23 protein-coding genes are annotated in these 24,538 nt (G+C 75.8%); 9 read left to right on the top strand and 14 right to left on the bottom strand.

The window, feature by feature from the left end; genetic code table 11:
• Window positions 1-98: 98 nt before the first annotated feature.
• Complete coding sequence (locus PP1_RS20875; protein WP_075314719.1) at window positions 99-1,376, bottom strand: type VII secretion-associated protein; 1,278 nt, start codon at window positions 1,374-1,376, stop codon at window positions 99-101.
• Window positions 1,373-5,260 (bottom strand): type VII secretion protein EccCa, encoded by a 3,888-nt coding sequence (eccCa, locus tag PP1_RS20870; protein WP_075314721.1) that lies wholly within the window; start codon window positions 5,258-5,260, stop codon window positions 1,373-1,375. The genes PP1_RS20875 and eccCa overlap by 4 nt, the downstream gene beginning before the upstream one ends.
• 118 nt (window positions 5,261-5,378) lie before the next feature.
• On the opposite strand from eccCa, the gene eccD reads away from it, so the two are divergent.
• Window positions 5,379-6,764, top strand: a complete 1,386-nt coding sequence (gene eccD, locus PP1_RS20865) for a type VII secretion integral membrane protein EccD (RefSeq protein ID WP_075314723.1) — start codon at window positions 5,379-5,381, stop codon at window positions 6,762-6,764.
• Window positions 6,761-8,095 (top strand): type VII secretion-associated serine protease mycosin, encoded by a 1,335-nt coding sequence (gene mycP / locus PP1_RS20860; protein WP_075314725.1) that lies wholly within the window; start codon window positions 6,761-6,763, stop codon window positions 8,093-8,095. Before eccD ends, mycP begins: the two co-directional genes overlap by 4 nt.
• 34 nt (window positions 8,096-8,129) lie before the next feature.
• On the opposite strand, the gene eccB is transcribed toward mycP, so the two are convergent.
• A complete protein-coding gene (gene eccB, locus PP1_RS20855) occupies window positions 8,130-9,536 on the bottom strand; it encodes a type VII secretion protein EccB (protein WP_075314727.1) in 1,407 nt (468 codons plus the stop codon).
• A gap of 128 nt (window positions 9,537-9,664) precedes the next feature.
• On the opposite strand from eccB, the gene PP1_RS20850 reads away from it, so the two are divergent.
• Genes PP1_RS20850 through PP1_RS20825 form a run of 6 tightly spaced genes read left to right on the top strand, consistent with a single transcriptional unit; the run spans window position 9,665 to window position 15,304 of the window.
• Entirely contained in the window at window positions 9,665-11,260 is a 1,596-nt protein-coding gene (locus PP1_RS20850; protein ID WP_010237978.1) for an ABC transporter substrate-binding protein, read from the top strand.
• Window positions 11,257-12,261 carry an ABC transporter permease gene (locus PP1_RS20845; protein WP_010237981.1) on the top strand — a complete coding sequence of 335 codons (1,005 nt, stop codon included), beginning with the start codon at window positions 11,257-11,259 and terminating at the stop codon, window positions 12,259-12,261. The genes PP1_RS20850 and PP1_RS20845 overlap by 4 nt, the downstream gene beginning before the upstream one ends.
• Window positions 12,254-13,177: an ABC transporter permease gene (locus tag PP1_RS20840; RefSeq protein ID WP_075314729.1), complete on the top strand. Its 924-nt coding sequence runs from the start codon at window positions 12,254-12,256 to the stop codon at window positions 13,175-13,177. Before PP1_RS20845 ends, PP1_RS20840 begins: the two co-directional genes overlap by 8 nt.
• Window positions 13,174-14,136, top strand: coding sequence for an ABC transporter ATP-binding protein (locus PP1_RS20835; protein WP_010228533.1), 963 nt, complete (start codon window positions 13,174-13,176; stop codon window positions 14,134-14,136). The genes PP1_RS20840 and PP1_RS20835 overlap by 4 nt, the downstream gene beginning before the upstream one ends.
• The gene (locus PP1_RS20830) at window positions 14,133-14,798 is read left to right on the top strand and encodes an ABC transporter ATP-binding protein (RefSeq protein WP_010228531.1); all 666 of its coding nucleotides are present in this window, start codon (window positions 14,133-14,135) and stop codon (window positions 14,796-14,798) included. The genes PP1_RS20835 and PP1_RS20830 overlap by 4 nt, the downstream gene beginning before the upstream one ends.
• 59 nt (window positions 14,799-14,857) lie before the next feature.
• Window positions 14,858-15,304 carry a hypothetical protein gene (locus PP1_RS20825; RefSeq protein WP_010228530.1) on the top strand — a complete coding sequence of 149 codons (447 nt, stop codon included), beginning with the start codon at window positions 14,858-14,860 and terminating at the stop codon, window positions 15,302-15,304.
• A 22-nt stretch (window positions 15,305-15,326) separates the two neighbouring features.
• Here PP1_RS20825 and truA read toward each other — a convergent pair whose 3' ends face one another.
• From truA to infA, 8 genes are all read right to left on the bottom strand, one after another.
• Window positions 15,327-16,133, bottom strand: coding sequence for a tRNA pseudouridine(38-40) synthase TruA (truA, locus tag PP1_RS20820; protein WP_010228528.1), 807 nt, complete (start codon window positions 16,131-16,133; stop codon window positions 15,327-15,329).
• Window positions 16,134-16,204: 71 nt separating this feature from the next.
• Complete coding sequence (gene rplQ / locus PP1_RS20815) at window positions 16,205-16,918, bottom strand: 50S ribosomal protein L17, sunset domain variant (protein ID WP_010228526.1); 714 nt, start codon at window positions 16,916-16,918, stop codon at window positions 16,205-16,207.
• A 2-nt stretch (window positions 16,919-16,920) separates the two neighbouring features.
• Window positions 16,921-17,973, bottom strand: coding sequence for a DNA-directed RNA polymerase subunit alpha (locus PP1_RS20810; protein ID WP_010228524.1), 1,053 nt, complete (start codon window positions 17,971-17,973; stop codon window positions 16,921-16,923).
• A 93-nt stretch (window positions 17,974-18,066) separates the two neighbouring features.
• Window positions 18,067-18,672 carry a 30S ribosomal protein S4 gene (gene rpsD / locus PP1_RS20805; RefSeq protein ID WP_010228522.1) on the bottom strand — a complete coding sequence of 202 codons (606 nt, stop codon included), beginning with the start codon at window positions 18,670-18,672 and terminating at the stop codon, window positions 18,067-18,069.
• A gap of 18 nt (window positions 18,673-18,690) precedes the next feature.
• Entirely contained in the window at window positions 18,691-19,098 is a 408-nt protein-coding gene (gene rpsK, locus PP1_RS20800) for a 30S ribosomal protein S11 (RefSeq protein WP_010228520.1), read from the bottom strand.
• Window positions 19,098-19,478 (bottom strand): 30S ribosomal protein S13, encoded by a 381-nt coding sequence (rpsM, locus tag PP1_RS20795; RefSeq protein ID WP_010228518.1) that lies wholly within the window; start codon window positions 19,476-19,478, stop codon window positions 19,098-19,100. Before rpsM ends, rpsK begins: the two co-directional genes overlap by 1 nt.
• A gap of 176 nt (window positions 19,479-19,654) precedes the next feature.
• Window positions 19,655-19,768, bottom strand: coding sequence for a 50S ribosomal protein L36 (rpmJ, locus tag PP1_RS20790; RefSeq protein WP_010228516.1), 114 nt, complete (start codon window positions 19,766-19,768; stop codon window positions 19,655-19,657).
• 46 nt (window positions 19,769-19,814) lie between these two features.
• Complete coding sequence (gene infA, locus PP1_RS20785) at window positions 19,815-20,036, bottom strand: translation initiation factor IF-1 (RefSeq protein WP_010228514.1); 222 nt, start codon at window positions 20,034-20,036, stop codon at window positions 19,815-19,817.
• Between the two features lie 243 nt (window positions 20,037-20,279).
• Here infA and PP1_RS20780 point away from each other — a divergent pair, with 243 nt between their 5' ends.
• Entirely contained in the window at window positions 20,280-21,599 is a 1,320-nt protein-coding gene (locus PP1_RS20780) for an MFS transporter (RefSeq protein ID WP_010228512.1), read from the top strand.
• A 53-nt stretch (window positions 21,600-21,652) separates the two neighbouring features.
• Here PP1_RS20780 and PP1_RS20775 read toward each other — a convergent pair whose 3' ends face one another.
• Genes PP1_RS20775 through PP1_RS20765 form a run of 3 tightly spaced genes read right to left on the bottom strand, consistent with a single transcriptional unit; the run spans window position 21,653 to window position 24,515 of the window.
• A complete protein-coding gene (locus PP1_RS20775; RefSeq protein WP_029239451.1) occupies window positions 21,653-23,047 on the bottom strand; it encodes an NAD(P)(+) transhydrogenase (Re/Si-specific) subunit beta in 1,395 nt (464 codons plus the stop codon).
• Between the two features lie 20 nt (window positions 23,048-23,067).
• Window positions 23,068-23,397 carry an NAD(P) transhydrogenase subunit alpha gene (locus tag PP1_RS20770; RefSeq protein WP_010228509.1) on the bottom strand — a complete coding sequence of 110 codons (330 nt, stop codon included), beginning with the start codon at window positions 23,395-23,397 and terminating at the stop codon, window positions 23,068-23,070.
• Window positions 23,397-24,515: a Re/Si-specific NAD(P)(+) transhydrogenase subunit alpha gene (locus PP1_RS20765; protein ID WP_010228506.1), complete on the bottom strand. Its 1,119-nt coding sequence runs from the start codon at window positions 24,513-24,515 to the stop codon at window positions 23,397-23,399. Before PP1_RS20765 ends, PP1_RS20770 begins: the two co-directional genes overlap by 1 nt.
• Window positions 24,516-24,538: the final 23 nt, after the last annotated feature.

The following is a 24,538-nucleotide window of genomic DNA, read 5'->3' as shown; positions in this document are numbered from 1 at the left end:
TCCGGGGCCGGGGACACCCGTCCCCGGCCGGGGCACCGTCGCAGGGCGGGGACCCGGCCACGGCCGTTCGGGACCCGCCGTTCGCGACCGGGAACGCCTCAGCGCACCGTCCGCGCCGAGCCGACGACCTCGGCGCAGGCCGGGGTGGCCACCGCGCCCGCCGGACGACGGCAGCCCACGACGAGCTGCTCACCGCCCTCGAACACCGCGTGCCAGTCGACGACGGTGCCGTCGCCGGGGTGCTGGGTCCAGCCGAGCACCGCCCGGCCGCCGACGGTGCGCGGACCGGGCGGTCCGGTCCCGGCCCGGCCGGCGAGCAGACCGGCGAGCTCGCGGCGCACCCGGTCCGGTTCGCGGCCGGCGTCGTAGCCGAGCGGGCTGCGTTCGACGACGACGAGATCGGCGCCGTCCGGCCGTCCGGCCGGGGTGAGCAGCACGCGCCGGCGGGCCGGGTCCCCGCCGGTGTGCTCCCACCCGGCGGGCAGCGCCGCCGCGTAGCCGTACTGGACGAGGACCGCTGCCCCTGCCACCGGCCCGGCGGGCCCCTCCGCCCCCACCGGGCCGCGACCGCCGGCGAGCAGGCCCGCGACGACGAGCGCCGTCCCGAGCACGGCGAGCACCGGGAGGACCAGCCGGGCGCGGCCCGGGTCGTGGTCCTCGCCGGGGACGTGGTCCTCGCCCGGCCCGGGCTCCCCGTCCGGCCCGGGTTCCCCGTCCGGCTCCACGGCCCCGGCGAACGACGGTCCCGCGGCCGGATGTCCCGCGCCCCGGTTTCCCGCGCCCCGGTTTCCCGCGCCCCGATGTCCCGCCACCAGGGCCCCCGCCCCGAGCACCGCCGCGCCGAGCACCGCCGCGGTGTCCGGCCCGGCGCCGGGCACGTCCGCCGGGTCGCCGGGCCCCGCCGGGCCCGCCACCCGCACCGGGCACACCGCCGTCCGGGCGGTCGCGGCCGGCCAGCCGGGGTCGTCGAGCACCCGCTCCCCCGCCAGGACGATCTCCACCGGGACACCGCGCGGGGCGGTGCCGGACGGCACGACCGTCCCGCCGTCGACCACGACCGCGTCCGTCCCGTCCGGACCGGCGTGCACGACGAGCACCGGCCCGGCCGCGGGGACCGGCCCGACCGCCAGCACCGCGACCGCCACCGGTACCGGCAGCACCCGCGGCGTCCCGGGGAACGGGCCACCCGGCGTCGTTCCGACCCGGACCACGACGGCGGGCGGGTCGTCGCCGAAGAAGTCCGTGACCGCGTCGGCCGGGGGTGTCCCCGCCGGGGCGGCGGCGAGCAGCCGGATCCCGCCCTCGTCCGCGGCCGCGAGCAGCACCCCGGACGGCCGGGTGTGGACCGCCACGGCGAACCCCGGCACCGTCGTCACTCCGGCTCGGTCCAGGCCAACTGCACCCGGCGCGCGCCGTGTCCGCGGTCGACCAGCACTGCCCGCCCCGGCGGCATCGGGCCCGGCTTCACCTTCTCCAGCAACGCCCCCTCGTCCGGGCTGCCGGCGCCGACCAGGCCGGGCGCGCCGAGCTCGCGCAGCCGCCCCAGCACCGGATCGAACAGCGCGCGGCTCGCGCCCCCGGTCCGCCGGGCGACGACGACGTGCAGCCCGACGTCGCGGGCCTGCGGCAGGTACTCGGCCAGCGGCAGCAGCGGGTGCCCGCCGGAGCTGCCGGCCGCCGGGACGACGAGGTCGTAGTCGTCGACCAGCACCCAGACGTCCGGCCCGTTCCACCAGGAGCGTTCCCGCAGCTGGGCCGGGGTGACGCCGGCGCCGGGCAGCCGCCGCCCCAGCGACCCGGCGACGTCGGCGCAGGCCTCCGCGGTCGCCCCCGCGGTCGCGGCGTGTGCCAGCAGGTGCGACGGCGGGACCGCACCGAGCAGCGTCCGCCGGTGGTCGACGACGACGATCCGGGCCTCCTCGGGCGTCCGGCGCGCCGCGATGCCGCGGGCGATCAGCCGGAGCAGGTTCGTCTTGCCGCCGCCGGAATCGGCGAAGCAGAGCAGGTGCGGCTCGTCCGGGTCGAGTTCGACGGTGCTCAGCCGGTCCTCGTCGACGCCGAGGGCCGGACCGCGCCCGGGCCCGGGCGGGAGCTCCTCGACGGTGATCCGCTCGGGCAGCAGCCGCACCGCGGGCAGACCGGCGCCGGGCCATGCGGCCGCGACCGGCGGTGCGGGGTCGGCGCCGGTGACCGTCACCGGGGCGGCGACCACGGCCGCCGCGCCGTCGGGGGCGAGCCCGTGCCCGGGCCGCGCCGGCACCGCGGCGGCCCGCCGGCGGTCGGTCTCGGAGTCCGACGGGTCACCGAGACGCAGCTCGAGGCGGCTGCCGAGCTGGTCCTTGAGCACCGGCCGGAAGTCGGCCCAGCGCCCCGCGGACACCGCCACGTGCACGCCGTACGCGAGCCCGCGCGCCGCGAGCGCGGTGAGCCGCTCGTCGAGGTCGTCGCCCGCGGACCGCAGCGCGGGGTAGCCGTCGACGACGAGCAGCAGGTCCGTGCAGGGCTCGTCGGTGAGCTCACCCGCCGCACGCCGGGTGCGGAAGTCCTCCACCCCGGCGATGCCGTGCGTGCCGAAGAGCCGCTCCCGGTGCTCGACGGTCGCGACGACCTCCGCCACGACCCGCCGCACCAGGTCCGTACGACGGCGGTCGGCGACCGTCCCGACGTGCGGCAGCCCGCCGAGCGGGCCGAGCGTGCCGCCGCCGAGGTCGAGGACGTGCACACCCAGCTCGTACGGGGTGTGGGTCAGGGCGAGCGCGACGACCAGCGTGCGCAGCGCCGTCGACTTGCCCGACCGCGGACCGCCGACGACGGCGAGGTGCCCCGCCGCCCCGGACAGGTCCACCACCAGGGGGTCGCGTCGTTGCAGGTAGGGCCGGTCGACCAGCCCGATCGGTGCGACCAGCCGTCCGGTGGGGCCGGGCGCCTGCAGGCCGCGGCCGGACCGGACCGCCGGCTCGCCGAGCACCGTGGACAGCGGCGGCGGCTCGTCGAGGGGCGGCAGCCACACCCGGTGCGCGCGCGGCCCGGGCCCCGACACGGCGGCCACGACCCGCTCCAGCACGGTCGGGAACCGGTCCACCGGTGGCGCCGGGCGCGGACGGTCCGGGGCGGCGGGCGGCGACACCCGTCCGGCGAGGAACGGCAGCACGCGACGCGCGGCCGGACCGTGCCGCCGGGCCGGGAGGTCCGGTCCGGGCGCCGAGACGTAGGCGGCCCGGAACCGCACCAGCTCGTCGGTACCTGCGGACAGGTAGGCCGCACCGGGCGTCGGCGGCAGCAGGTGCGCGTCCGGCACGCCGAGCACGGCCCGCGACTCGGCGGCGGAGAACGTGCGGAGCGCGATCCGGTACGACAGGTGCGACTCGAGCCCGCGCAGCCGTCCCTCCTCCAGCCGCTGCGACGCCAGCAGCAGGTGGATGCCCAGCGACCGGCCCAGCCGGCCGACCGTGACCATCAGGTCGATCATCTCGGGGCGCTGGGCCAGCAGCTCGGAGAACTCGTCGACCACCACGAGCAGCGACGGCAGCGGTTCCGGCACGGGCTCCCCGCGCCGCGCGGCGGCCTCGCGCGCGGCCGTGTGCTCGGCCTGCGAGGCCAGGTTCCCGGCGGCCCGCAGCAGCTCCTGCCGGCGGGTGATCTCCCCGGCGAGCGCGTCGGCCATCCGGTCGACCAGCGCCAGCTCCTCCGCCAGGTTCGTGATCACCGCGGAGACGTGCGGGAGACCGGCCAGCCCGAGGAACGTCGCGCCGCCCTTGAAGTCGACGAGGACGAGGTTCAGCTCGTCGGCGGGGTGCGCGGCGACCAGTCCCAGCACCAGGGTGCGGAGCAGCTCCGACTTGCCCGATCCGGTCGCGCCGATGCACAGACCGTGCGGACCGGCCCCACCCTGCGCGGACTCCTTCACGTCGAGCAGCACGGGGCGGCCGGCGTCGTCGGTGCCGATCGGCACCCGCAGCCGCTCCGCCGGGCCGCGCCGGCGGCGCAGCGCGGCCACCGCGGCGGCGTCGACGTCCGGCCCGGGCAGCGACGGCAGGCCGGCGACCGGGCCGTCGGTCCCGGGACCGGCGGCGCCGGGAGCCCCGGCGGGCCGGTAGCGCGCGAGCCGCCGGGCGAGCGCCCGCGCCTCCGCGACGGTGACGCCGTCGGGCCGGCCGACGGTCGTGCCGTCCGGCCCGCCACGACGCAGGGTCCTCGTCCCGTCCGGGCCGGTGCCCGCGGCGAGGCGCAGCACCGACGGGGCCGGCCTGCGCCGCCCGGCCGGGCCGAGCCGCAGCACCGTCACCCCGGGCAGCCCGGCCCACGCGCCGGGGGTGTCCGCCGCACCGTCGAGCACCACGAGCAGGTGCTGCTGCGCCGACGACGGCTCGTCGACCCACCAGCGCCGCACCCGGTCCGGGTCGTCGGTGATCATCCGGACCGGCCCGACGGCGTCGTGGTGCCGGGGGTGCTCGACGTGCGGGAGCCACTTCGCCCAGTCCCAGCGGGCAGCGGCGGTGCCGGGGGCGACGACGGCGAGCCGGGCGTCGTCCGGGCCGTGCCAGAGCACGAACTGGGCGACGAGCGCGCGGGCCAGGTCGAGCGCGGGGGTGGCCGGGCCGGCGTCGTCGAGCGGTTCGAGCCAGACGGTCGCCGCGGCCCGGACGTCGACCGCGACCGGCAGGCCGGGCACGGTCGAGTGGCGGCGCAGGAATCGGCGCAGGGCCAGCGCGGACAGCGGTTCCAGGGTCTCCAGCGGTCCGGTGTGCGGGGCGGTGAGCCGGGTCGCGAGCCGCTGGGTGCCGCGGCCCGCGCGGAGCCGCCCGAAGTCGTCGTCGCCGGGGCGGCGCTCCCAGAGCCGCCCGGCGGCGAGCACGTCCGGCCACGCGCCCGGCTCCGGGTGCACGGTCTCCAGTGCGCGCCGCTGCTCGGCCGCGATCCCGCGGACCCGGGCGCCGAGGACGTCGAGGTAGCGCAGGTAGTCGCGGCGGTCCTCGTCCATCGTGGCGGTGCGGGCACCGGCACCGCGCCCGCCCCCGGAGACGAGCATCCCGGCCGCCGACAGCACGAACATCCCGCCGAACAGCCAGCTGCCCGACTCGCGGGGGTTCAGCACGACGAACAGCAGGGCCCCGGCGATCATCACCAGCGGGAGCAGGCGTTGCGCCACGCCGCCGGGGACGGGCCGCTCCGGCTCCGGCGGCGGCTCCAGCACCAGCTCCCCGCCGGGCAGCTCGGGCACCGACCGCCGTGGCCGTCGCAGGCCGACCGTTCCCGCCACCGCGGACCTCCGCGCTCGCCGAGTTCTCCCGAACGCCCACGGCGGCCGCCGGGACCGGCGAATACTCGCAGCCACCCCGGGCCCACCGGGGCCGTTCCCGCGAAGTCCGGAGCCGCCCGTGACCGCCGTCCTGCCCACGCCGACCGGCCCCACCGGAACGTCGCCGGGCCGCTGGGTGCGGGTCAGCGTGCTCACCCCGCGCGGGTCGGCGGACCTGGCACTGCCCGCGGACGTCCCGCTGGCCGAGCTGGTCCCGATGGTCCGTGAGCTGGGCCTCCCGGGTGCCCGGCCGGCCGTCCCGGAGGCCTGGCGGTTCACCGGTCCCGGCGGGGGCCCGCTGCCGCCGGACGCGACCCTCGGCGAGCTCCGGGTGCACGACGGCGAGCTGCTCCACCTCGGCCCGGCCCGGCCCGCGCCCGCTCCCCCGGTCCTCGACGACGCCGCCGAGACCGTCGCGGACGCGGTCCGCGAGGCCGCCGCCGGGTCGGCGCCGGCCCCGTGGGCGGGTCCCGCCGCGGCGGTCATCGGCACCGCCGCCGCCTGCGCGGTGCTGTCCACCGTGGACGGGCCGTGGCGCTGGGCCGCGGCGGCGGTCGCGGCCACCGGCGCCGTCGCCGCCCTGGCCGTGGCACGCCGCGGCGGCGACCCCGGGGACGGCGACGGCGGCCGGGTCGCGACCGGCGCGGCACTGTGCGCGGTCCCGGCCGCGGCGGCCGCGGGCCTGCTCGCACTGCCGGCACCCGCCGGGGCGGGGGCGGTCCTGCTGGCCGCGGCGGGTGCAGGTCTCGCCGCGGCGGCGGGGCAGGCGGTCCGGCGCCCGGTGTCCCCCGTCCTGCTGGCGGTGGCGCTGGCCGCCACCGTCACCGCGGCGGCCGCCCTGGTCCGCCTGCTGCTCGACGCCCCGGTGTCCGCGGTCGCCGCCGGGCTCGCCGCGCCCGCGCTGGCCGCCGGACCGCTCCTCCCGCGGCTCGCACTGCGCCTCGCGGGGGTACCCGCCCCGGTGGTCCCGGCCGATTCCGGCGGGCTCACCGACGCCGAGCAGGTCCTCCCGGGCGACGCGCCGGCCGCCCGGGCCCGGCTCGCCCGCGGGCTGCACTCCGGCGCCCTCGCCGGGACCGCGCTTCCGGCCGCGGGCGGGGCGGCGACCGCGGCGGTGCTCGGCGGCTGGACCGGGTCGCTGCTGCTGACGGTCACGGCAGCGGTCCTGCTCCTGCGGGCCCGTGCGCTCGTCGAGCCGGTCCCGGCCCGGTTCCTGGCGGGCACGGCGGTGGTCGCCGTCGCGGTCGCCGCCGTCCCGGCCGCCGCGGCGCTCGGGCCGCCGGGGCGGATCGTGGTGGCAGTCGCGCTGCTGCTCGCCGTCGGTGCGGGGGCCGTCGCGGCGCGAGCGGCACCGTCGCCACCGGCCCGGCGCGCCCTCGACGTCACCGAGCTGGTGCTCACCGCCGCCGCGATCCCGGCCGCGCTCGCCGCCATGGGCCTGTTCGGCCTGGTCCGCGGGCTGTGACCCGGGCACGCGCGGCGGGGGTCGTCGTCGCGGGGGTGGCGGCGGTCGCGCTGGCCGCGGTGCCGGCGGCGGACCTCGCCGCGGCGCCGACCGGCCCGGTCCCCGCCGTCGCGGGCGCCACCCGAGCCGCGGTGGGCGAGCCCGGCCCGCCACCCGGCCCGGCCGACGGCCTCCGCCGGACCCGCGCGTGCACCCCACCCGGCACCGGCGGGCCCGGCGCCGCCCCCGGCGCTGTCCCCCGGCCCCCGGACGGGCTGGCCACCGGGGCCGGGCAGATCGTCGCGGTGATCGACACCGGGGTCGCCGCCGTGCCGCGCCTGGCCGGTCGGCTGCGCGGCGGCGGGGACTACCTCGCCGGCGGCGACGGGCTCGACGACTGCGACGGCCACGGCACCGACGTCGCACTCCTGCTCGCCGGCGCCGCCGACGGCACCGGCACCGGCGCCGGGATGGCGCCGGGCGCGGGGCTCGTGTCGCTGCGACAGTCGTCGGCCCGGTTCGCGGTGCGCGACGACGACGGGACCGAGCGGCCCGCCGGCGAGATCCGGACCCTGGCCGCCGCCGTCGACCGGGCCGTGGCGCTCGGCGCCTCGGTGATCAACGTGTCGGAGGTCGTCTGCGTCCCCGCCGACCGGCTCGACGACGTCGCCGCGCCGCTCCGCACGGCCGTGGCCGCGGCCCGCCGCGCCGACGTCCTGGTCGTCGCGGCGGCCGGGAACCTCGACCCGGCCGGGACCTGCACCGGGGACCCGGGGCTCCGGCCGCTGCCCGCGCTCTACGACGACGTGCTGGCCGTCGGCGCCGTCGACGGCGACGACCGCCCGGCCCCGTTCTCCGTCGCGGGCCCGTGGGTGGACGTGGCCGCCCCGGGCGTCGGCCTGCCGGCGCCGGCGGGCCCGGAGGGCGCCGTCGTCAGCGGGACGTCGTACGCGGCCCCGCTGGTGGCGGGTACCGCTGCGCTGGTCCGCGAACGTTTCCCGATGCTCACCGCCGGTCAGGTGGCCGACCGGCTGCGGGCGACCGCACGCCGTCCGGGCGCGGGGCGCGACGACCGGGTCGGCGACGGCGTGCTGGACCCGTCCGCCGCGCTGAGCGCCGAGCCGCTCCTGCTGGTCCCGGGTCCGGGCGGTCCCACCGCCGGCGGGACGGCGGGCGGCCCCGGCACGCCGCAGGGCGCGACCGCGCCGCTGCCCGCCCCGACGCCCCGCCCGCCGGACCTCCCGGCGGTCGCCGGGATCGGCGCGGTCGCCGCCGCGGGCGGAGCGCTCGCCGCCGTCCTGGCCGGTCTGCGACGGCGCACGGGCGGTGCCCGCCGATTCCGGTCCTCCTGACGAGGACTGCCTCCCACCGGCCGGGACGGGTCCGTCAGCCCGGGACGTCCGCGGTACCCCGGGCCGCTGCGACGTCCAGCACACCGCCGCGCGGCAGCAGCCGCACGATGTCGGCGGGAGCGTTCCCGGGCACCGCGATCCCGAGCGCCGCGGCCGTCGGGTCGTCGGCGACACCGAACACCGCGCCGGACGCGGCGAGCAGCCAGCGCGTCCCGCCGGCGTCCCCCTCGGCGCCGGGGGACCTCGCGCGCAGCGGGCCGGGCCCGGACGGCGGCAGGACGATCCCGTCCAGCGCGGGTCCCGGCCCGTCCGCACCGGCCGTCGTCACCGCGACGGAGCCGGCCGCGACGGGCGGCCGCTCGGCGGCGACGAACCCGCCGCGGCCGTCCCGCCAGGTCCGGCAGAGCACCGGTGCGGACCCCGTGCCGGCGAGCCGGGCCGCCGGCCACGCGCCGGCTCCGGGCACCGTCGCCACCGGGGCGGTCGCCACCCGGCCCTGCGGCAGGGTCGTGGGGCGGCCCTGCCCGCTGCGCGACAGCACGGCGTCGGCGAGGGTCACCGGGACGGGCGCGAGACCCCCGTCGACGACGAGGTGGTACGCGGCGGGCGCCCCCAGCGGCCGGGTGACGACGACGTCCCCGGCCCTCCCGAGACCGGGCACCTCGTCCGGCCGCGGCGCGGGCACCCGCAGCGCCGGGCCCTCGGGGATCGCCGACAGCAGCCCGCCCGCCACCCGGCGCACCGGCGCCCCGAGCAGCCCGAGCCCGGACAGGGCGTCCCGGTCGGACGGGTCGAGCCGGTGCCTGCGGCCGTCGTGCACGAGGTAGGTCGCGCCACCCTCGGCGGTGAGCAGCAGGGACGGGCCCGCTCCCTCCGGGCCGGGCCCCAGCGACCCGGCGAGCACGGTGACGTCCCCCGGCCCGGGGCCGGCCGCGGGCGCGGTGTCGCAGACCGCCCACTCGGGCGGCACGGCCGCGCCGTCGAGGGCGACGCCGACCGCACCGCGTGCGGCGGCGGGCGGGGTGCGCGGGGCCGTGGCGAGCACCGCGTCGGACACCGCGACCGGGACCGCGGCGCCGTCGGGCCTGCCGAGCGCGGCGAGGACGAGCCGGCCGGCGACGGGATCGGCGACCGGGACGAGCCGCGGCGGGCCGGCGGCGACGGCGTAGAGCACCCCGCTGCGCTCCCCGCGCACCAGCGCCCGCTGCTGCCAGTCCGTCGCCCCGCCGGGCAGCAGCGCAGCGACCCCGAGCGCCAGGAGCCCGAGCAGCGCCCCCGCAACCACCGCCCGCCGTTGCGAGCGGATCTGCTCGTGCAGGGGGACCGGATCGGCCCGGACGAGCGCCGCCTCGGTCCGGCGCACACCGAACCGGTAGGCGTCGACCTGGTCGCGGGTGGCCGGCGCGCGCTGGACACGGACCGGGCCGGGCTCGGCTGGCACCACCCGGACGGTAGGCAGCGACCCACCCGGCCGCGCCGGATCGGCACACGCTGCGTAGAAGTACCTCACCTGTCCGATCGGCCGGTTTCGTTGCCAGCTCTCGGTTGTTGCACATAATGTGCCGCTGCGTGATCGCCCTGCGGAACATCGCCGTCCCGTTGCTGGCCGCCCTGGTCGTCGCCGGATGCTCGGCCCCCACGCCCGCGCCCGGGGAGTCCGCTCCCACCGGGGACCCCACCACGATGACCCTCGCCGACGGCTACGAGCCCGACGACCTCAACCCGCTGCTCGGGTACGGCGCGGAGGGCGCGAGCAAGTTCTACGACGGGCTCTACGCCCACGACGCGGACCGGGCCCTGCAGCCGGCGCTGGCCGCCGGCGAGGCGACCCCGTCGCCCGACCGGCGGTCCTGGACCGTCCCGCTGCGTCAGGGCGTCACGTTCCACGACGGCTCCACCTTCGGACCAGAGGACGTCGTCGCGACCTACCGGGCGATCCTGGCGCCGGACCGGGCGGCGACGATCGGCTCCGCCGTCCCGATGCTCGAGCGGGTCGAACCCGTCGGCACGGACGCCGTCCGGTTCGACCTGTCCTACGCCTACGGCGCGTTCCCCGCCCGCCTCACCTCGGGGATCCTCCCCTCCGAGGTGCTGCAGGACGGCGGGCCCGTCGCCGACCTCCCGGTGAACACCCGGCCGGTCGGCACCGGCCCCTACTCGCTCGTCGAGTGGCGCCGCGGCGACGCGATGGTGCTGCAGGCCCACGAGGGCTACTGGGGCGGTGCGCCCGCGGTGAAGCGGGTGACCGTCGTCTTCGCGACCGACGACAACACGCGCGCCCAGCGGGTCGGCGCGGGCGAGTTCGACGGCACCGTCCTGCCCCCGGCCCTGGCGAAGGCGGTCGCCGCGCAGAGCGGCATGGCGCTGCGGGAGCACTCGTCGGCCGACTACCGCACGATCGCGCTGCCGTTCGCGAACCCGGTGACGGCGGACCCGGCGATCCGGGCCGCGCTGAACAGGGCGGTGAACCGGCAGGGCATGGTCGACGCGCTGCTCGCCGGGCAGGGGCGGCCGGCCTCGAACCCGATCCCGGACGCCCTGCCCGAGCAGGTCGAGCCGTCCGCCGCCTTCGACTTCGACCCCGCCGGGGCGGCCCGGTTGCTCGACGAGGCCGGCTGGGCACCCGGCCCGGACGGCGTCCGCGCCCGGAACGGGCAGGCCGCGAGCTTCTCCCTGATGTACCCGGCCACCGACACCATCCGGCGGGACCTCGCGCAGGCGTTCGCCTCCGACGCCCGCGCCGCCGGGATCGACGTGCGGCTGGAGGGCCTGGGCTGGGAGGCCATCGAGCCCCGGATGGGCCGGGACGCACTCGTCCTCGGCGGCGGCGATCCGTTCGACCCGGGCTTCAAGTCCTGGCAGCTGCTGCACTCGTCGAACGCGGCCGACGGCTTCAACAACCCGGGCTCGTACTCGAACCCGCAGGTCGACGCGGCCCTCGACGCCGCACTGCGCGCCCCCGACGACGCCGCCCGCGACGAGCAGATCCGCGCGTTCCAGCGGGCCTACGCCGCCGACCCCGGGATGGTCTTCCTGGTGTTCGTGGGGCACAGCTACGTCTCCCGCGACAGCTGGGACGGCTACGTCGAGGTCGTCGAGCCGCACACGCACGGCGTCACGTGGGGCCCGTGGTGGAACCTCGAGGACTGGACGCCGAAGCAGTGACGGCGATCGCGCCACCCGAGCGCCGGCGGGGACGCGCGGTCGCCCGACTGGTCGGGCTCCGGGTCCTGCTCGGTGTCCCCACGGTCGTGATCGTCGCGGTCGGGGTGTTCCTGCTCGCCGCGGCGTCGCCGTTCCGGCCGGTGTACCAGTACTTCGGGGTCGGGATCTTCTCCGCCGGCGACGAGGAGATCGCCGCCGCGGAACGCGCGCTCGGCCTGGACGGCGGGGTGTTCGACCAGCTCGGCCGGTGGCTGGGCGGGCTGCTCACCGGTGATCTCGGGCAGAGCCTGTCGATGCGCCAGCCGGTCGCCCAGGTGGTCGCCGAGCGGCTGCCGTGGACGCTGCTGCTCGTCGTCTGCGCCCTGCTGGTGTCCCTGGTCCTCGCGCTGGCGGCCGGGACGGCGGCGGCGTGGCGGCAGGGCGGCTGGTTCGACCGGGCCGTCACCGCCGTCGGGCACACCTTGGAGGGCCTGCCGCCGTTCGTCCTGGCGCTCGCGGCGATCGCGGTCTTCGCCGTCGCCTGGCCGGTGCTGCCGGTCGCCGGGCTCACCGACGCCGGTGCCGCACCGACGGCCGGTCAGGTCGCCCGGCACCTCGTCCTGCCCGCGGTGGTGCTGGGGGTGTCCCAGACGCCGTGGCTGGTGCTGCACGTGCGGGCCTCGCTGATCTCCGCGCTGGACGACGACCACGTCGCGGGTGCCCGGGCCCGCGGCCTCCCGGAGCGCGTCGTCGTGCTGCGGCACGCGCTGCCGACCGCGCTGCTGCCGTTCGTCACCGTCCTCGGCAACCGGCTGCCCGAGCTCGTCACCGGCGCGGTGCTGGTGGAGACGGTCTTCTCCTGGCCGGGCATCGCGGCCGCGGTCGTCACCGCGGCGCTCGCGGTGGACTTCCCGCTGCTCGCCGCGCTCACCCTGCTGTCCGCCGTGGCGGTGCTCGCCGGGTCGCTGGTCGCCGACCTGACCGTCCTGCTCCTCGATCCCCGGGTGGTCGCCGATGTCTGACCTCGCTCTGCACACCGGGACGCACCACCCCGATCCCGGGCCGTGGCGCCCGGCCGGGCGGCCCCGTCCCGGCTCGCCGCGCGGGCGTCGCTCGTCGGGCCGGGCCCGGCTCGTGGCGGGCGCGTCCGGGCTGACGCTGCTGGTGCTCGCCGCCGTCCTCGTCCCGTGGCTCGGCGGTCTCGACGAGGGCCTGGTCGACTACACCGCGATCCGGCAGGCCCCCTCGGCGGCGCACCCGTTCGGCACCGACTCGGTCGGCCGGGACGTCCTGTTGCGCTCGTTCGCGGGCCTGTGGGTGTCGCTGCAGGTCGCGGCGGCCTGTGCGGTGCTCTCGACGGTGATCGGCACCCTGTTCGGGGCGCTGTCCGGGCTGCTCGGCGGCTGGTACGACCGACTGCTGATGCGGGTCGTCGACGCGGTCAACGCGGTCCCGCACCTGCTGCTCGGGATCGTGATCGTCGCGCTGTACCGGGGCAGCGTGCTCGCGGTGATCGCCTCGATCGGCCTCACCCACTGGACGACCGTCGCCCGCGTCGTCCGCTCGGAAATCCTCTCGCTGCGCGAGCGCCCGTTCGTCGACGCCGCGATCTCCGGCGGGGCGTCCCGGCTCCGGGTGCTGCGGCGGCACCTGCTCCCCGCGGTCGTCCCGCAGGCGGTGCTGTCCGCCGTGCTGATCCTCCCGCACGCGGTGTGGCACGAGACGGCGCTGAGCTTCCTCGGGCTCGGCTTGCCACCACACCTGGCGAGCCTCGGGACGATCCTCGGTGAGGGGCGGCAGGCGGTGCTCCTCGGATCCTGGTGGATCGTGGTGTTCCCGAGCGTCCTGCTGGCGGCGACGACGCTGTGCGTCGCCGGGATCGCAGCGTGGTGGCGGGACCGGACCCTGCCCCGCCGCCGCTCGGAGCAGGCGCTGTGAGCGCCCGTGGGACGGACGTGCTCACCGTCCGCGATCTCGACGTGGCCTTCCGCGTCGGTCGCGGCCCGCGCGCCCGGATCGTCCGCGCGGTGACCGGCGCCGGCCTGACCCTGCGCGGTGGACGCCTCACCGCCCTGGTCGGTGAGTCCGGCTGCGGGAAGTCGGTCCTCGCCGAGGCGCTGACCGGACTGCTCCCGGGGACCGCGTCGGTGCGCGGGTCGGCCGTCCTGTCCACCCCGGACGACGCCGGGACCGTCGAGCTGCTCACCGCCCCGGAGGCGGTGCTGCGCGACCGCGTCCGCGGACGCCTCATCGGCCTGGTCCCGCAGTCCGCCGCCTCCCACCTCACGCCGACCCGCACCGTCGGCGCCCAGCTCCGGGAGACGGTCGCCCGGCTCGGCACGGACACGACGGCGGCCGAGCTCCTCGACCGGGCCGCGCTGCCCGCGCACGTGCTCGGGCTCTACCCGCACGAGCTCTCCGGCGGCCAGGCCCAGCGGGCCGGGCTGGCGTCCGCGCTGGCCGGGAACCCGCCGGTGCTGCTGGCCGACGAGCCGACCGCGGGCCTCGACCGCCCGCTCGTCGAGCACGTGACCGCCCTGCTGGCCGGGCTCGCGGACGAGGGGCACGCCGTCCTGCTCATCACCCACGACCTGCGGGCGGCCCGGGACGTGGCCGACGACATCGCCGTCATGTACGCCTCGCGCCTGGTCGAGACCGGACCGGCCGACGACGTCGTCGCCGAGCCCTGGCACCCGTACACGGCGGGCCTGCTCGGGGCCCTCCCCGGCGCCGGGTTCACCCCGGTCCCGGGGCACCCGCCCGAGCTGTCCGCGCTGCCCGACGGCTGTCCGTTCGCTCCCCGGTGCGCGGTGTCGGCGTCCTGCTCGGGCGATCCCGAGCCGGTGTCCTACGGCGACCGCCGGGTGTCGTGCCACGTCCCGGAGGGGGCCCGATGAGCCTGCGCGCGGAGTCCGTCACCGCCGGGTGGCGGCGGGGACACCCCGTCGTCGACGACGTCGACCTCACCGTCGAGCCGGGGGTCGTGCTCGGCCTGGCCGGCCCGTCCGGATGCGGGAAGTCGACGCTGACCCGGGTACTGGCCCTGCTGCACGCCCCCTGGTCGGGAACGGTGACGGTCGGCGGGGAGCCGGTCCACCGGTACCGGTTCGGCGCACCCGCGGCACTGCGGCGGCGCATCGGCGTGGTGTTCCAGTCGCCGCGGGCGTCCACCGACCCCCGGCTGACCCTGGACCGGATCGTCGCCGAGCCGCTCCGCGCGGCGGGCACGCCGGATCCCGCTGTGACCGCACGGGTCGACGAGGTCGCCGACCTCGTCGGGCTCACCCCGGAGCTGCGCACGCGGCACCCGCACGAGGTCTCCGACGGCCAGCTCCAGCGGGCCTGCCTCGCGCGGGCGCTCGCCCCGGAGCCGGACTACCTGCTGTGCGACGAGATGACGGCGATGCTCGACGCCTCCACCACCGCCGCGCTGGTCTCGGTCGTCGCCGACGAGGTCACCGGACGTGGTCTCGGGGTACTGGCCGTCAGCCACGACGAGCCGTTGCTCGGCGCGTGGGCCGGCGAGGTCGTCCGCCCGTGGAGCCGGGTCCGTCCGTGACCCTGGACCGGGTAGTCGTACGGAGCCGCCGTCGCGGCCGCGGGCGACAGACTCACCCCATGCGGACGAGCTGGAACCTCACCCTGCAGGTGGTCGCGGTCCTGGCCGCCGCCGGGCTGCGCCTCACGGCGCCGGGCTGGCTGCTGTTCTTCCTGGTGGTGACGATCGTCGGTCTGCTCGTTCCGCTGGTCCCGACGGCCCTGTCGATCGTCGTGTTCCGGCGGCGGGTGCTGGAGCGGGCGCTCGCCGCGCCGTTCCTGTCGTGCGCCGGGTTCCTGCTCCTGGCGGCCCTGACCGTGCCGGACTTCGACGACGTGCGCGCGCACGCGCCGATCATGGCCGGGTCCGGGGCGGAGGTCCCGGCCGTCGTGACCGGGATCGGCATGCTCTCGCTGCTCGCGTGGCTCGGGTCGGTGCTGTGGCTGTGCGTCGCCGTGGTGCTGGCACACCGCCCGTCGCGGCGACCGGCGGGACCGCCGCACCCGGCCTGGACCGCCCGGGACTGAGCGGTACCGCCGGCACGACGGATCAGGAGGCGCCGGGGACCCGGATCCGCCGGGTCTGCTCGGCCCGGGCGGCCAGCTCGTCGTCGGCGGGGTAGTCGACGCCGGTCAGCGACAACCCGTGCGGCGGCGCGACCGTCACCTCCGACGCCCGCGACGTCCGGGACAACAGCTCGGCGGGCCACTCCGGAGGCCGGTGCACACGGCCCACCTCGAACACCGCGCCGACCAGGCTGCGGACCATCGAGTGGCAGAACGCGTCGGCCGACACCGACGCGACCAGCACACCGGGCTCCCCCGGCGCCGGGTCCCACTCGAAGCGTTGCAGCGCCCGCACCGTGGTGGCGCCCTCCCGGCGTTTGCAGAACGCGGCGAAGTCGTGCTCGCCCACCATCAGCGCGGACGCGGCGTTCATGAGCGCCGGGTCGAGCGGATGGGGCCAGGCCACCGTCTCGCGGGCGCGCAGCGGCTCGGCCCCGAACGACGCGGTGGTGACCCGGTAGCGGTAGTGCCTGCGGAGCGCGGAGAACCGGGCGTCGAAGGTCTCCGGGACCCGGGTCGTCGCCCGGACCCGGACGTCGGGCGGCAGGAACCGGTTGAGCCGTCGGAGCAGCCCGTCCAGCTGCGGATCGAGCTCCGCGGGGACGTCGACGTGCGCGACCTGCCCGGACGCGTGGACCCCCGCGTCGGTCCGGCCGGCGACGGTGAGCCGCAGCGGGGTGCGCAGCACGGTCGACAGCGCGTCGGTGAGGACGCCCTGGACGGTGCGGCGGGTCGGCTGGGTCGCCCAGCCGGAGAAGTCGGTGCCGTCGTACGCGATGTCGAGGCGCACCCGGACCGGCCCGGAAACGCCGACGAGCCCGCCGTCGGGGACGGCGGGCTCGTCGGAGTGGTGCGGACCGGTCAGGAGCCGGACTCCTGCTGGGACGCCGGCTTCGCGAAACCGGCGGCCTCGGCAGCCTCCTCGGAGGCGAACCAGACCTCGGCCACGGTCCGGTCGTAGTGCGACGAACCGGGGACGTGGTAGAGCTTCGAGTCGTCGTTGCCCTTGATCTCGAAGCCCTCCGGGGCCTGCGCCGGGTCCTCCAGCGGGGCGTGGCTGCCCTCGCCGTACGGAGCCTCGGTGGCCTCGGCGACGGCGTCGGTGGTGGTCGCCTCGGCGGCGGTCTCCTCCGGTGCGGTCTCCTCGGCCGGGGCCTCGGTGGTGGCGGCCTGGGACGCGGCGGCGCGGCGCGCGCGGTTCGCCTCGTCGGTGACCGTCTTCTGCTGGACCAGCTCGATGACCGCCATCGGGGCGTTGTCGCCCTTGCGCGGCATCGTCTTGGTGATCCGGGTGTAGCCACCGTTGCGGTCCGAGAAGAACGGACCGATCTCGGTGACGAGGCGGTGCACGACCGACTTGTCGCGGATCACCTTCATGATCTCGCGCCGGTTGTGCAGGTCGCCGGCCTTGGCCTTGGTGATCAGCCGCTCCGCGTACGGACGCAGCCGCCGGGCCTTGGCCTCGGTGGTGGTGATCCGGCCGTGTTCGAACAGCGAGGTCGCCAGGTTGGCCAGGATCAGCCGCTGGTGCGCGGGCGACCCGCCGAGGCGGGTTCCCTTGGTGGGCTGGGGCATGGCTACAACTGCTCCGTTTCTGCGTAGTCCTGACCGTCGTCACCGAAGGTGTCCGGGTCGAACCCGCTGCCACCGTCGACGCCGTACTCGGCCGCCGCCGCCGACGGGTCGAACCCGGGCGGGCTGTCCTTGAGGGCCAGGCCGAGACCGACGAGCTTCATCTTGACCTCGTCGATCGACTTGGCGCCGAAGTTGCGGATGTCGAGCAGGTCCGCCTCGCTGCGGCCGACCAGCTCGCCGACCGTGTGGATGCCCTCGCGCTTGAGGCAGTTGTAGGACCGGACCGTGAGGTCCAGCTCCTCGATCGGCATCGCGAACGCCGCGATGGTGTCCGCCTCCTGCGGGGAGGGGCCGATCTCGATGCCCTCGGCGTCCACGTTCAGCTCGCGGGCCAGGCCGAACAGCTCGACCAGGGTCTTGCCGGACGACGCCAGCGCGTCCCGCGGGGTGATGGACGGCTTCGACTCGACGTCGAGCACCAGCTTGTCGAAGTCGGTGCGCTGCTCGACTCGCGTGGCCTCGACCTTGTAGGTCACCTTGAGCACCGGCGAGTAGATCGAGTCGACCGGGATCCGGCCGATCTCGGCGCCGGTCGCCTTGTTCTGCATCGCCGGGACGTACCCGCGACCCCGCTCGACGACGAGCTCGACCTCGAGCCGGCCCTTGTCGTTCAGCGAGGCGATGTGCAGGTCCGGGTTGTGCACGGTGACACCGGCGGGCGGCACGATGTCGCCCGCGGTGACCGCGCCCGGGCCCTGCTTGCGCAGGTACATGGTCACCGGCTCGTCCTCCTCGGAGCTCACGACGAGCTCCTTGAGGTTCAGGATGATGTCGGTGACATCCTCCTTGACCCCCGGCACGGTGGTGAACTCGTGCAGGACGCCGTCGATCCGGATGGACGTGACGGCGGCACCGGGGATGGACGAGAGCAGCGTCCGGCGCAGGGAGTTCCCGAGGGTGTAGCCGAAGCCCGGCTCGAGCGGCTCGATGACGAACCGCGACCGGGTCTCGGTGACGACGTCCTCGGTGAGAGAGGGTCGCTGAGAGATCAGCATGGGTGTGTGCCTCCTTCGCACCTGCGACAACCGCTATTTGATGTCGCAGTGAGAACCCGCCGCCCCTCCCTGCGGGGCGGCGGGGGTGTCGAGCTACTTCGAGTAGTACTCGACGATGAGCTGCTCGGTGACCTGTGTGTCGATCTGAGCGCGCTCGGGCAGCTGGTGGACGAGGATGCGCAGGGTCGACGGAACGACCTGCAGCCACGCCGGGACCGGGCGGTCGCCCTGGGTCTCCTTGGCGATGACGAACGGGTCGGTGTTACGCGACTTCTCCCGCACGTCGATGATGTCGTACTTCGAGACCTTGAAGCTGGGGATGTCGACCTTCTTCCCGTTGACCAGGAAGTGGCCGTGGTTCACCAGCTGGCGAGCCATCCGCCGGGTGCGCGCCAGGCCGGCGCGGTACACGACGTTGTCGAGGCGCGACTCGAGGATCTGCAGCAGCTCGTCGCCGGTCTTGCCCTCCCGGCGGTGCGCCTCCTCGTAGTAGGCGCGCAGCTGCTTCTCCTGCAGGCCGTACCCGAAGCGGGCCTTCTGCTTCTCCTGCAGCTGCAGGAGGTACTCGGTCTCCTTGATCCGGATCCGGCCGTGCTGGCCGGGCGGGTAGGGACGACGCTCGAACGCCTGGTCACCGCCGACGAGGTCGGTCTTCAGTCGGCGGGACTTGCGGGTCATGGGGCCGGTGTAGCGAGCCATGGTGGTTCTCCCTTCCCCTTAGACCCGGCGCCGCTTGGGCGGACGGCAGCCGTTGTGCGGCTGCGGGGTGACGTCGTTGATGGTGCCGACCTCGAGACCGGCGGCCTGGAGCGAGCGGATCGCGGTCTCGCGACCCGAACCCGGGCCCTTGACGAACACGTCGCACTTCTTCATGCCGTGCTCCATCGCCTTGCGGGCGGCGTTCTCGGCGGCGAGCTGTGCGGCGAACGGCGTCGACTTGCGGGAGCCCTTGAGGCCCACGTGCCCGGACGAGGCCCAGGCGATGACGGCACCGGTCGGGTCGGTGATCGACACGATCGTGTTGTTGAACGTGCTCTTGATGTGGGCGTGCCCGTGCGCGACGTTCTTCTTCTCGCGACGGCGGACCTTCTTGGGTCCGGTGCCCTGGCGTGCGCGGGGCGGCATTACTTCTTACCTGCCTTCTTCTTACCGGCGACGGTCTTCTTCGGACCCTTGCGGCCGCGCGCGTTGGTCTTCGTGCGCTGGCCACGGACCGGGAGACCCCGCCGGTGACGGATGCCCTGGTACGAGCCGATCTCGATCTTGCGGCGGATGTCCGCCTGGATCTCACGGCGCAGGTCACCCTCGACCTGCAGGTGCTCCTCGATGTAGTCGCGGAGCTTGGTCACGTCCTCGTCGGTCAGGTCCTTCGACCGGAGGTCGGCGCTGATCGCCGTGGCCTCGAGGATCTCCTTCGACCGGGCCCGTCCGACCCCGAAGATATAGGTGAGCGCGATCTCCATCCGCTTCTCGCGGGGGAGGTCGACGCCGGCAACACGTGCCATGCGGCGTTGTCTCCTTCAGTTCTCGTTCCAGGTCTTCCCGGTGTCCGTCCCGTTCCGCCGCTGCGAGAACGGGCCCCGGCCTGGTTCCGGGGGTGCTACCGGGCCCTCGTGGCCCGGCAGGTGCACCGGGGGCTTCTGCTGACGCGATCAGACGATCGCGACGAGTACCGCTCTGCTCAGCCCTGGCGCTGCTTGTGGCGCAGGTTCGAGCAGATCACGATGATCCGGCCGTTGCGGCGGATCACCTGGCACTTGTCGCAGATCTTCTTGACGCTCGGCTTGACCTTCACGTCGTCTGCCTCTGTCCGTTGATCTTCTCGGTCTGGCGACCGACGGTCACTTGTAGCGGTAGACGATCCGGCCGCGGCTGAGGTCGTAGGGCGACAGCTCGACGACCACGCGGTCCTCCGGAAGGATCCGGATGTAGTGCTGCCGCATCTTCCCGCTGATGTGCGCGAGGACCCGGTGGCCGTTCTCCAGCTCCACCCGGAACATCGCGTTCGGCAGGGGTTCGACGACCCGGCCTTCGACCTCGATCGCCCCGTCCTTCTTGGCCATGTCCTCCGCTATCCGTGACAGGTGTCGGTTGCACCGGCCGACGATGGAGCCGACGACCGGATCGGCACGCGCGACCCGGGGCCCGGACCGGAGAGTGTGCAGAGCACATGCGGAGCGGGCACCAGACGGCGCACCGATAGTCAAGTGTACGGAGTGCGCACGGGACCGGTGCGAGCGGGGGTGCGGAACACCCGCGGGCGGCCCGGTTGCACGACGCGGGTGCCCGGGTGATCGCATGGGTCCGTGACGGACCACGTGCCCGACGGTACCGAAACCACCCCGCCGACGACCAGCACCCGGCTGCCCCGGGCGTTGCGCCCGTTCCGGCACCGCGACTACCGGTTCCTCGTCGCGTCGATGGCCGCGTCGCTGTTCGCCTCCGGGGTGTGGCTGCTCTCGCTCGTCTGGCAGGTCATCGGCCTCGGTGGCGGCCCCGCCGCGCTGTCCGCCGTGACGGCGTCGGCGAGCGCGGGCCTGCTGGTCAGCGTGCTCATCGGCGGCGTGGCCGCGGACCGGTTGCCGCGTCGCACCGTGCTGCGCTCGGTGGAGGTCGTCCGGATCGTCGCGGCGGCCGGTGCCACGACGCTCGCCCTGACCGGCACCCTGACGATCTGGTCGCTGGCGGCCATCGCCTTCGTGATCGGCGCCGCGGAGGCGTTCTACTTCCCCGCCTACTCGGCGCTCCTGCCCACGCTCGTCCCGTCCGGCGAGCTGCTCGCGGCCAACGGCGTCGAGCAGACCCTGCGCCCGGCGATGATGCAGGCGGTCGGGCCGGGACTCGCCGGGCTCGTCGTCGGGGCGTTCGTCCCGGGTGCCGGGCTGGCCGTGGCGACGGCCGGCTACGCCGTCGCCCTGGTCCCGCTCCTGTTCCTGCGGGTCGTCCCCCCGCTCGCCGCGGGCGAACCCGGTGCGACGGCGGAGGGTGAGCCGCGCCGCTCGGTGCTGCACGACCTGCGCGAGGGCTTCGGCTACCTGGTCCGGACCGGCTGGCTGTTCGCCAGCCTCGCGTTCGCCATGCTCTACGTGGTCGTGATCATCGGGCCGATCGAGGTGCTGCTGCCGTTCGCGGTGCGGGACCGCGCGGGCTCCGGGCCGGCGGGGTTCGCGGCCGTGCTCGCCGCGTACGGCATCGGCGGGGCGCTCGGGTCGATCGCGATGGCGAGCCGGCCGCTGCCGCGCCGCTACCTCACCGTGATGCTGCTGCTGTGGGGCACCGGGGCACTGCCCCTGGTCGCACTGGGCCTGGCGACGGCGGTGTGGCCGATGGCCGTCGCCGCGTTCCTCGTCGGGGCCACCGGCGCAGCGGCGATGGTGATCTGGGGGACGCTGCTGCAGCGGCGCGTCCCGCCGCACCTGCTCGGCCGGGTCTCGAGCCTGGACTTCTTCGTGTCGCTGGCGCTGATGCCGGTGTCGATGGCACTGGCCGGGCCGGTCGGAGCCGCGATCGGCATCCCGATCACGTTCGTCGTCGCCGGGTGCCTGCCGGTCGTGCTCGCGGTGCTGGCCATCCTGCTGTGGCGGCTCCCCCGCGACGAGACCGCGCACCCGCTCAGCGCGGAGTAGCACCGGGGCGTGGTTCCCGGGGGACCGGTCCCCCGGGAACCACGCCCGGGCGGCTACAGCGCCTTCAGCTCCTCCGTCACCTCCGTCACCGACGACTTCGCGTCGCCGAAGAGCATCGAGGTGTTGTCGGCGAAGAACAGCGGGTTGTCGATGCCGGCGAACCCGGACCCCATCGACCGCTTGAGCACGATGACGTTGCGGGACTCGTCGACGTTGAGGATCGGCATCCCGTGGATCGGGCTCGACGGGTCGTTGCGCGCGGCCGGGTTGGTGACGTCGTTCGCGCCGATCACCAGCGTGACGTCGGTGCGGGAGAACTCGTCGTTGATGTCGTCCATCTCCTTGAGCGCGTCGTAGGAGACGTCGGCCTCGGCGAGCAGGACGTTCATGTGCCCGGGCATCCGGCCGGCCACCGGGTGGATGGCGTACTTGACCTCGACGCCCTTGCCCTCCAGCAGCTTGGCCATGTCCTTCACGGCGTGCTGGGCCTGCGCCACCGCCATGCCGTAGCCGGGGACGACGATGACCTGCGACGCGTACGCCATCTGGATCGCCGCGTCCGCCGCCGAGGTCGACTTCACGGTGCGCTCGACGCCGTCGTCGACGGCCGCGGCCTGCGTCCCGCCGAACCCGCCCGCGACGATCGCCGGGATGGTCCGGTTCATCGCCACGGCCATCTGGTTGGTCAGGATCGAGCCCGAGGCACCGACGATCATGCCGGCGACGATCATCGCGGTGTTGTCCAGCGCGAGACCCGCCGCCGCCGCGGACAGCCCGGTCATGGCGTTGAGCAGCGAGATGACGACGGGCATGTCCGCACCGCCGATGGGCAGGACGACCAGCACGCCGACCACCGCGGCGATCACCAGCACCGCGACGATCCAGATCTCCGAGGCGCCCTCCATGCCGGCGAACACCGCGGCGACGACGGCCAGCACCAGCAACCCGATGTTGATGATCTGCTGAGCGCCGCCGAGCCCGATCGGCTTGCCGGGGAGGATCTCCTGCAGCTTGCCGAACGCGATCAGCGAGCCCCAGAACGAGATCGAGCCGACGATCGCGGCGAACAGCGACGCGATGACGATGTAGAGCTCGACGCCGACGAACCCGTCGGACCCGCGGAACTCCGCCCACGCGATCAGCGCGACCGCACCACCGCCGACGCCGTTGAACAGCGCCACCATCTGCGGCATCTGGGTCATCTTGACGTTCCGCGCGGACGGGACGCCGAGCAGCGTGCCGACCACCAGGCCGACGATGATCAGGATCCAGTTGGCCTGGACGAGCAGCAGTGTCGCGAGCACCGCGATCGCCATGCCGACCGCGGCGATCTTGTTGCCGCGCACCGCCGTCTTCGGCCCGGTCAGGCCGGACAGGCCGTAGATGAACAGCGCGAACGCGATGATGTAGAGGATCGGGACGATCACGCCGAGCGGGCCGTCCGGCATCGTCTCCGTGGCGGCGAGGGTCACGATCCGCTCCCGTTCTGCTCGGCCTTCTTCGCGGCACCGGGCGTCTTGCCCTTGAACATGCCGAGCATCCGGTCGGTGACCAGGAAGCCGCCGACGACGTTGATGACGCCGAAGGCGATCGCGACGACCAGGATGATCGCGTCGACGACGCCGACCTCCTCACGGCCGAGCACGACGATCGCGCCGAGCAGCACGATGCCGTGGATCGCGTTGGTGCCCGACATCAGCGGCGTGTGCAGCGTGTTCGGGACCTTCGAGATGACGGCGAAGCCGACGAAGCCGGCCAGCACCAGGATGGCGATGTTCGCCAGCAGTCCGGAGTCCATCAGGCGCTCCCCTCCTCACGCGTCACGCAGGACTTGGCCAGTACCTCGTCGTCGAAGTCCGGGGACAGCCGGCCGTCGGTGACCATCAGCTCGAGCAGCGAGGTGACGTTGCGGGCGTACAGCTCCGAGGCGTGCTCGGGCATCGACGCGGGCAGGTTCAGCGGGGACACGATCGTCACGTCGTGACGCACGACGGTCTCCCCGGGCTCGGTCAGCTCGCAGTTGCCGCCGGCCTCGCCCGCCATGTCCACGATGACGCTGCCCGGCCGCATCCCCTCGACCGCGGCGGCGCTGACCAGCTGCGGCGCCTTCCGCCCGGGCACCAGTGCGGTGGTGACGACGACGTCGAAGCCCGTGATGGCCTCCTCGAGCGCCTTCTGCTGCTTCGCCCGCTCGTCGTCGCTGAGCTCGCGGGCGTAGCCGCCCTCACCGGCCGCGTCGATGCCGAGGTCCAGCCACTGGGCGCCCAGCGACTTCACCTGGTCGGCGACCTCGGGCCGCACGTCGTAGCCGGTGGTGCGGGCCCCGAGTCGCTTCGCCGTCGCGAGCGCCTGCAGGCCCGCGACACCGACGCCGAGCACCAGCGCGGTCGCCGGCTTCACGGTGCCGGCCGCCGTCGTCAGCATCGGGAAGAAGCGGGTGGAGTGCTCGGCAGCGGCCAGCACCGCCTTGTACCCGGCGACGTTCGCCTGCGACGACAGCGCGTCCATGCCCTGCGCGCGGGAGATCCGCGGGATCGACTCCATCGCGAACGCCGTCACCCCGGCGTCGCGCAGCTTCTCCACGGTCTCGGGGTGGGTCAGCGGGGACAGGAACCCGACCAGCACCTGGCCGGACCGGAGCTTCCCGATCTGCTCCGCACTGGGCGGATTGACCACCGCGACGACGTCGGCCGCCCACGGGTCCCCGATCTCGGCGCCGGCCTCGGTGAACTCGTCGTCCGGGATCAGTGCGCCCTCGCCCGCCCCGGTCTCCACCACGACCCGCGCACCGCGGCCTGCCAGCTTGCCGACGACCTTCGGGACCAGCGCCACGCGGCGCTCGCCCTCCCGGATCTCCTTCGGCACCCCGACCGTGACCGTGCTCTGCGGGCCGTCCTGCTCGGCCTCATCGCTCATGCGGGGAACCTAGACCACGTGCA

Origin of the sequence: Pseudonocardia sp. P1 (assembly GCF_000178675.2) — a bacterium.
In the GTDB taxonomy this organism is placed as follows: Bacteria; Actinomycetota; Actinomycetes; order Mycobacteriales; family Pseudonocardiaceae; genus Pseudonocardia.
This window is presented reverse-complemented; position numbering and strand designations above follow the sequence as displayed.

Bases quoted from the DNA above. Each gene is read 5' to 3' on its own strand.
- PP1_RS20840 (WP_075314729.1), top strand. From the start codon at position 12,254: ATGTCTGACCTCGCTCTGCACACCGGGACGCACCACCCCGATCCCGGG.
- PP1_RS20830 (WP_010228531.1), top strand. From the start codon at position 14,133: ATGAGCCTGCGCGCGGAGTCCGTCACCGCCGGGTGGCGGCGGGGACAC.
- PP1_RS20825 (WP_010228530.1), top strand. From the start codon at position 14,858: ATGCGGACGAGCTGGAACCTCACCCTGCAGGTGGTCGCGGTCCTGGCC.
- rplQ (WP_010228526.1), bottom strand. From the start codon at position 16,918: ATGCCCCAGCCCACCAAGGGAACCCGCCTCGGCGGGTCGCCCGCGCAC.
- PP1_RS20810 (WP_010228524.1), bottom strand. From the start codon at position 17,973: ATGCTGATCTCTCAGCGACCCTCTCTCACCGAGGACGTCGTCACCGAG.
- rpsD (WP_010228522.1), bottom strand. From the start codon at position 18,672: ATGGCTCGCTACACCGGCCCCATGACCCGCAAGTCCCGCCGACTGAAG.
- rpsK (WP_010228520.1), bottom strand. From the start codon at position 19,098: ATGCCGCCCCGCGCACGCCAGGGCACCGGACCCAAGAAGGTCCGCCGT.
- rpsM (WP_010228518.1), bottom strand. From the start codon at position 19,478: ATGGCACGTGTTGCCGGCGTCGACCTCCCCCGCGAGAAGCGGATGGAG.
- infA (WP_010228514.1), bottom strand. From the start codon at position 20,036: ATGGCCAAGAAGGACGGGGCGATCGAGGTCGAAGGCCGGGTCGTCGAA.
- PP1_RS20775 (WP_029239451.1), bottom strand. From the start codon at position 23,047: ATGCCGGACGGCCCGCTCGGCGTGATCGTCCCGATCCTCTACATCATC.
- PP1_RS20770 (WP_010228509.1), bottom strand. From the start codon at position 23,397: ATGGACTCCGGACTGCTGGCGAACATCGCCATCCTGGTGCTGGCCGGC.
- PP1_RS20765 (WP_010228506.1), bottom strand. From the start codon at position 24,515: ATGAGCGATGAGGCCGAGCAGGACGGCCCGCAGAGCACGGTCACGGTC.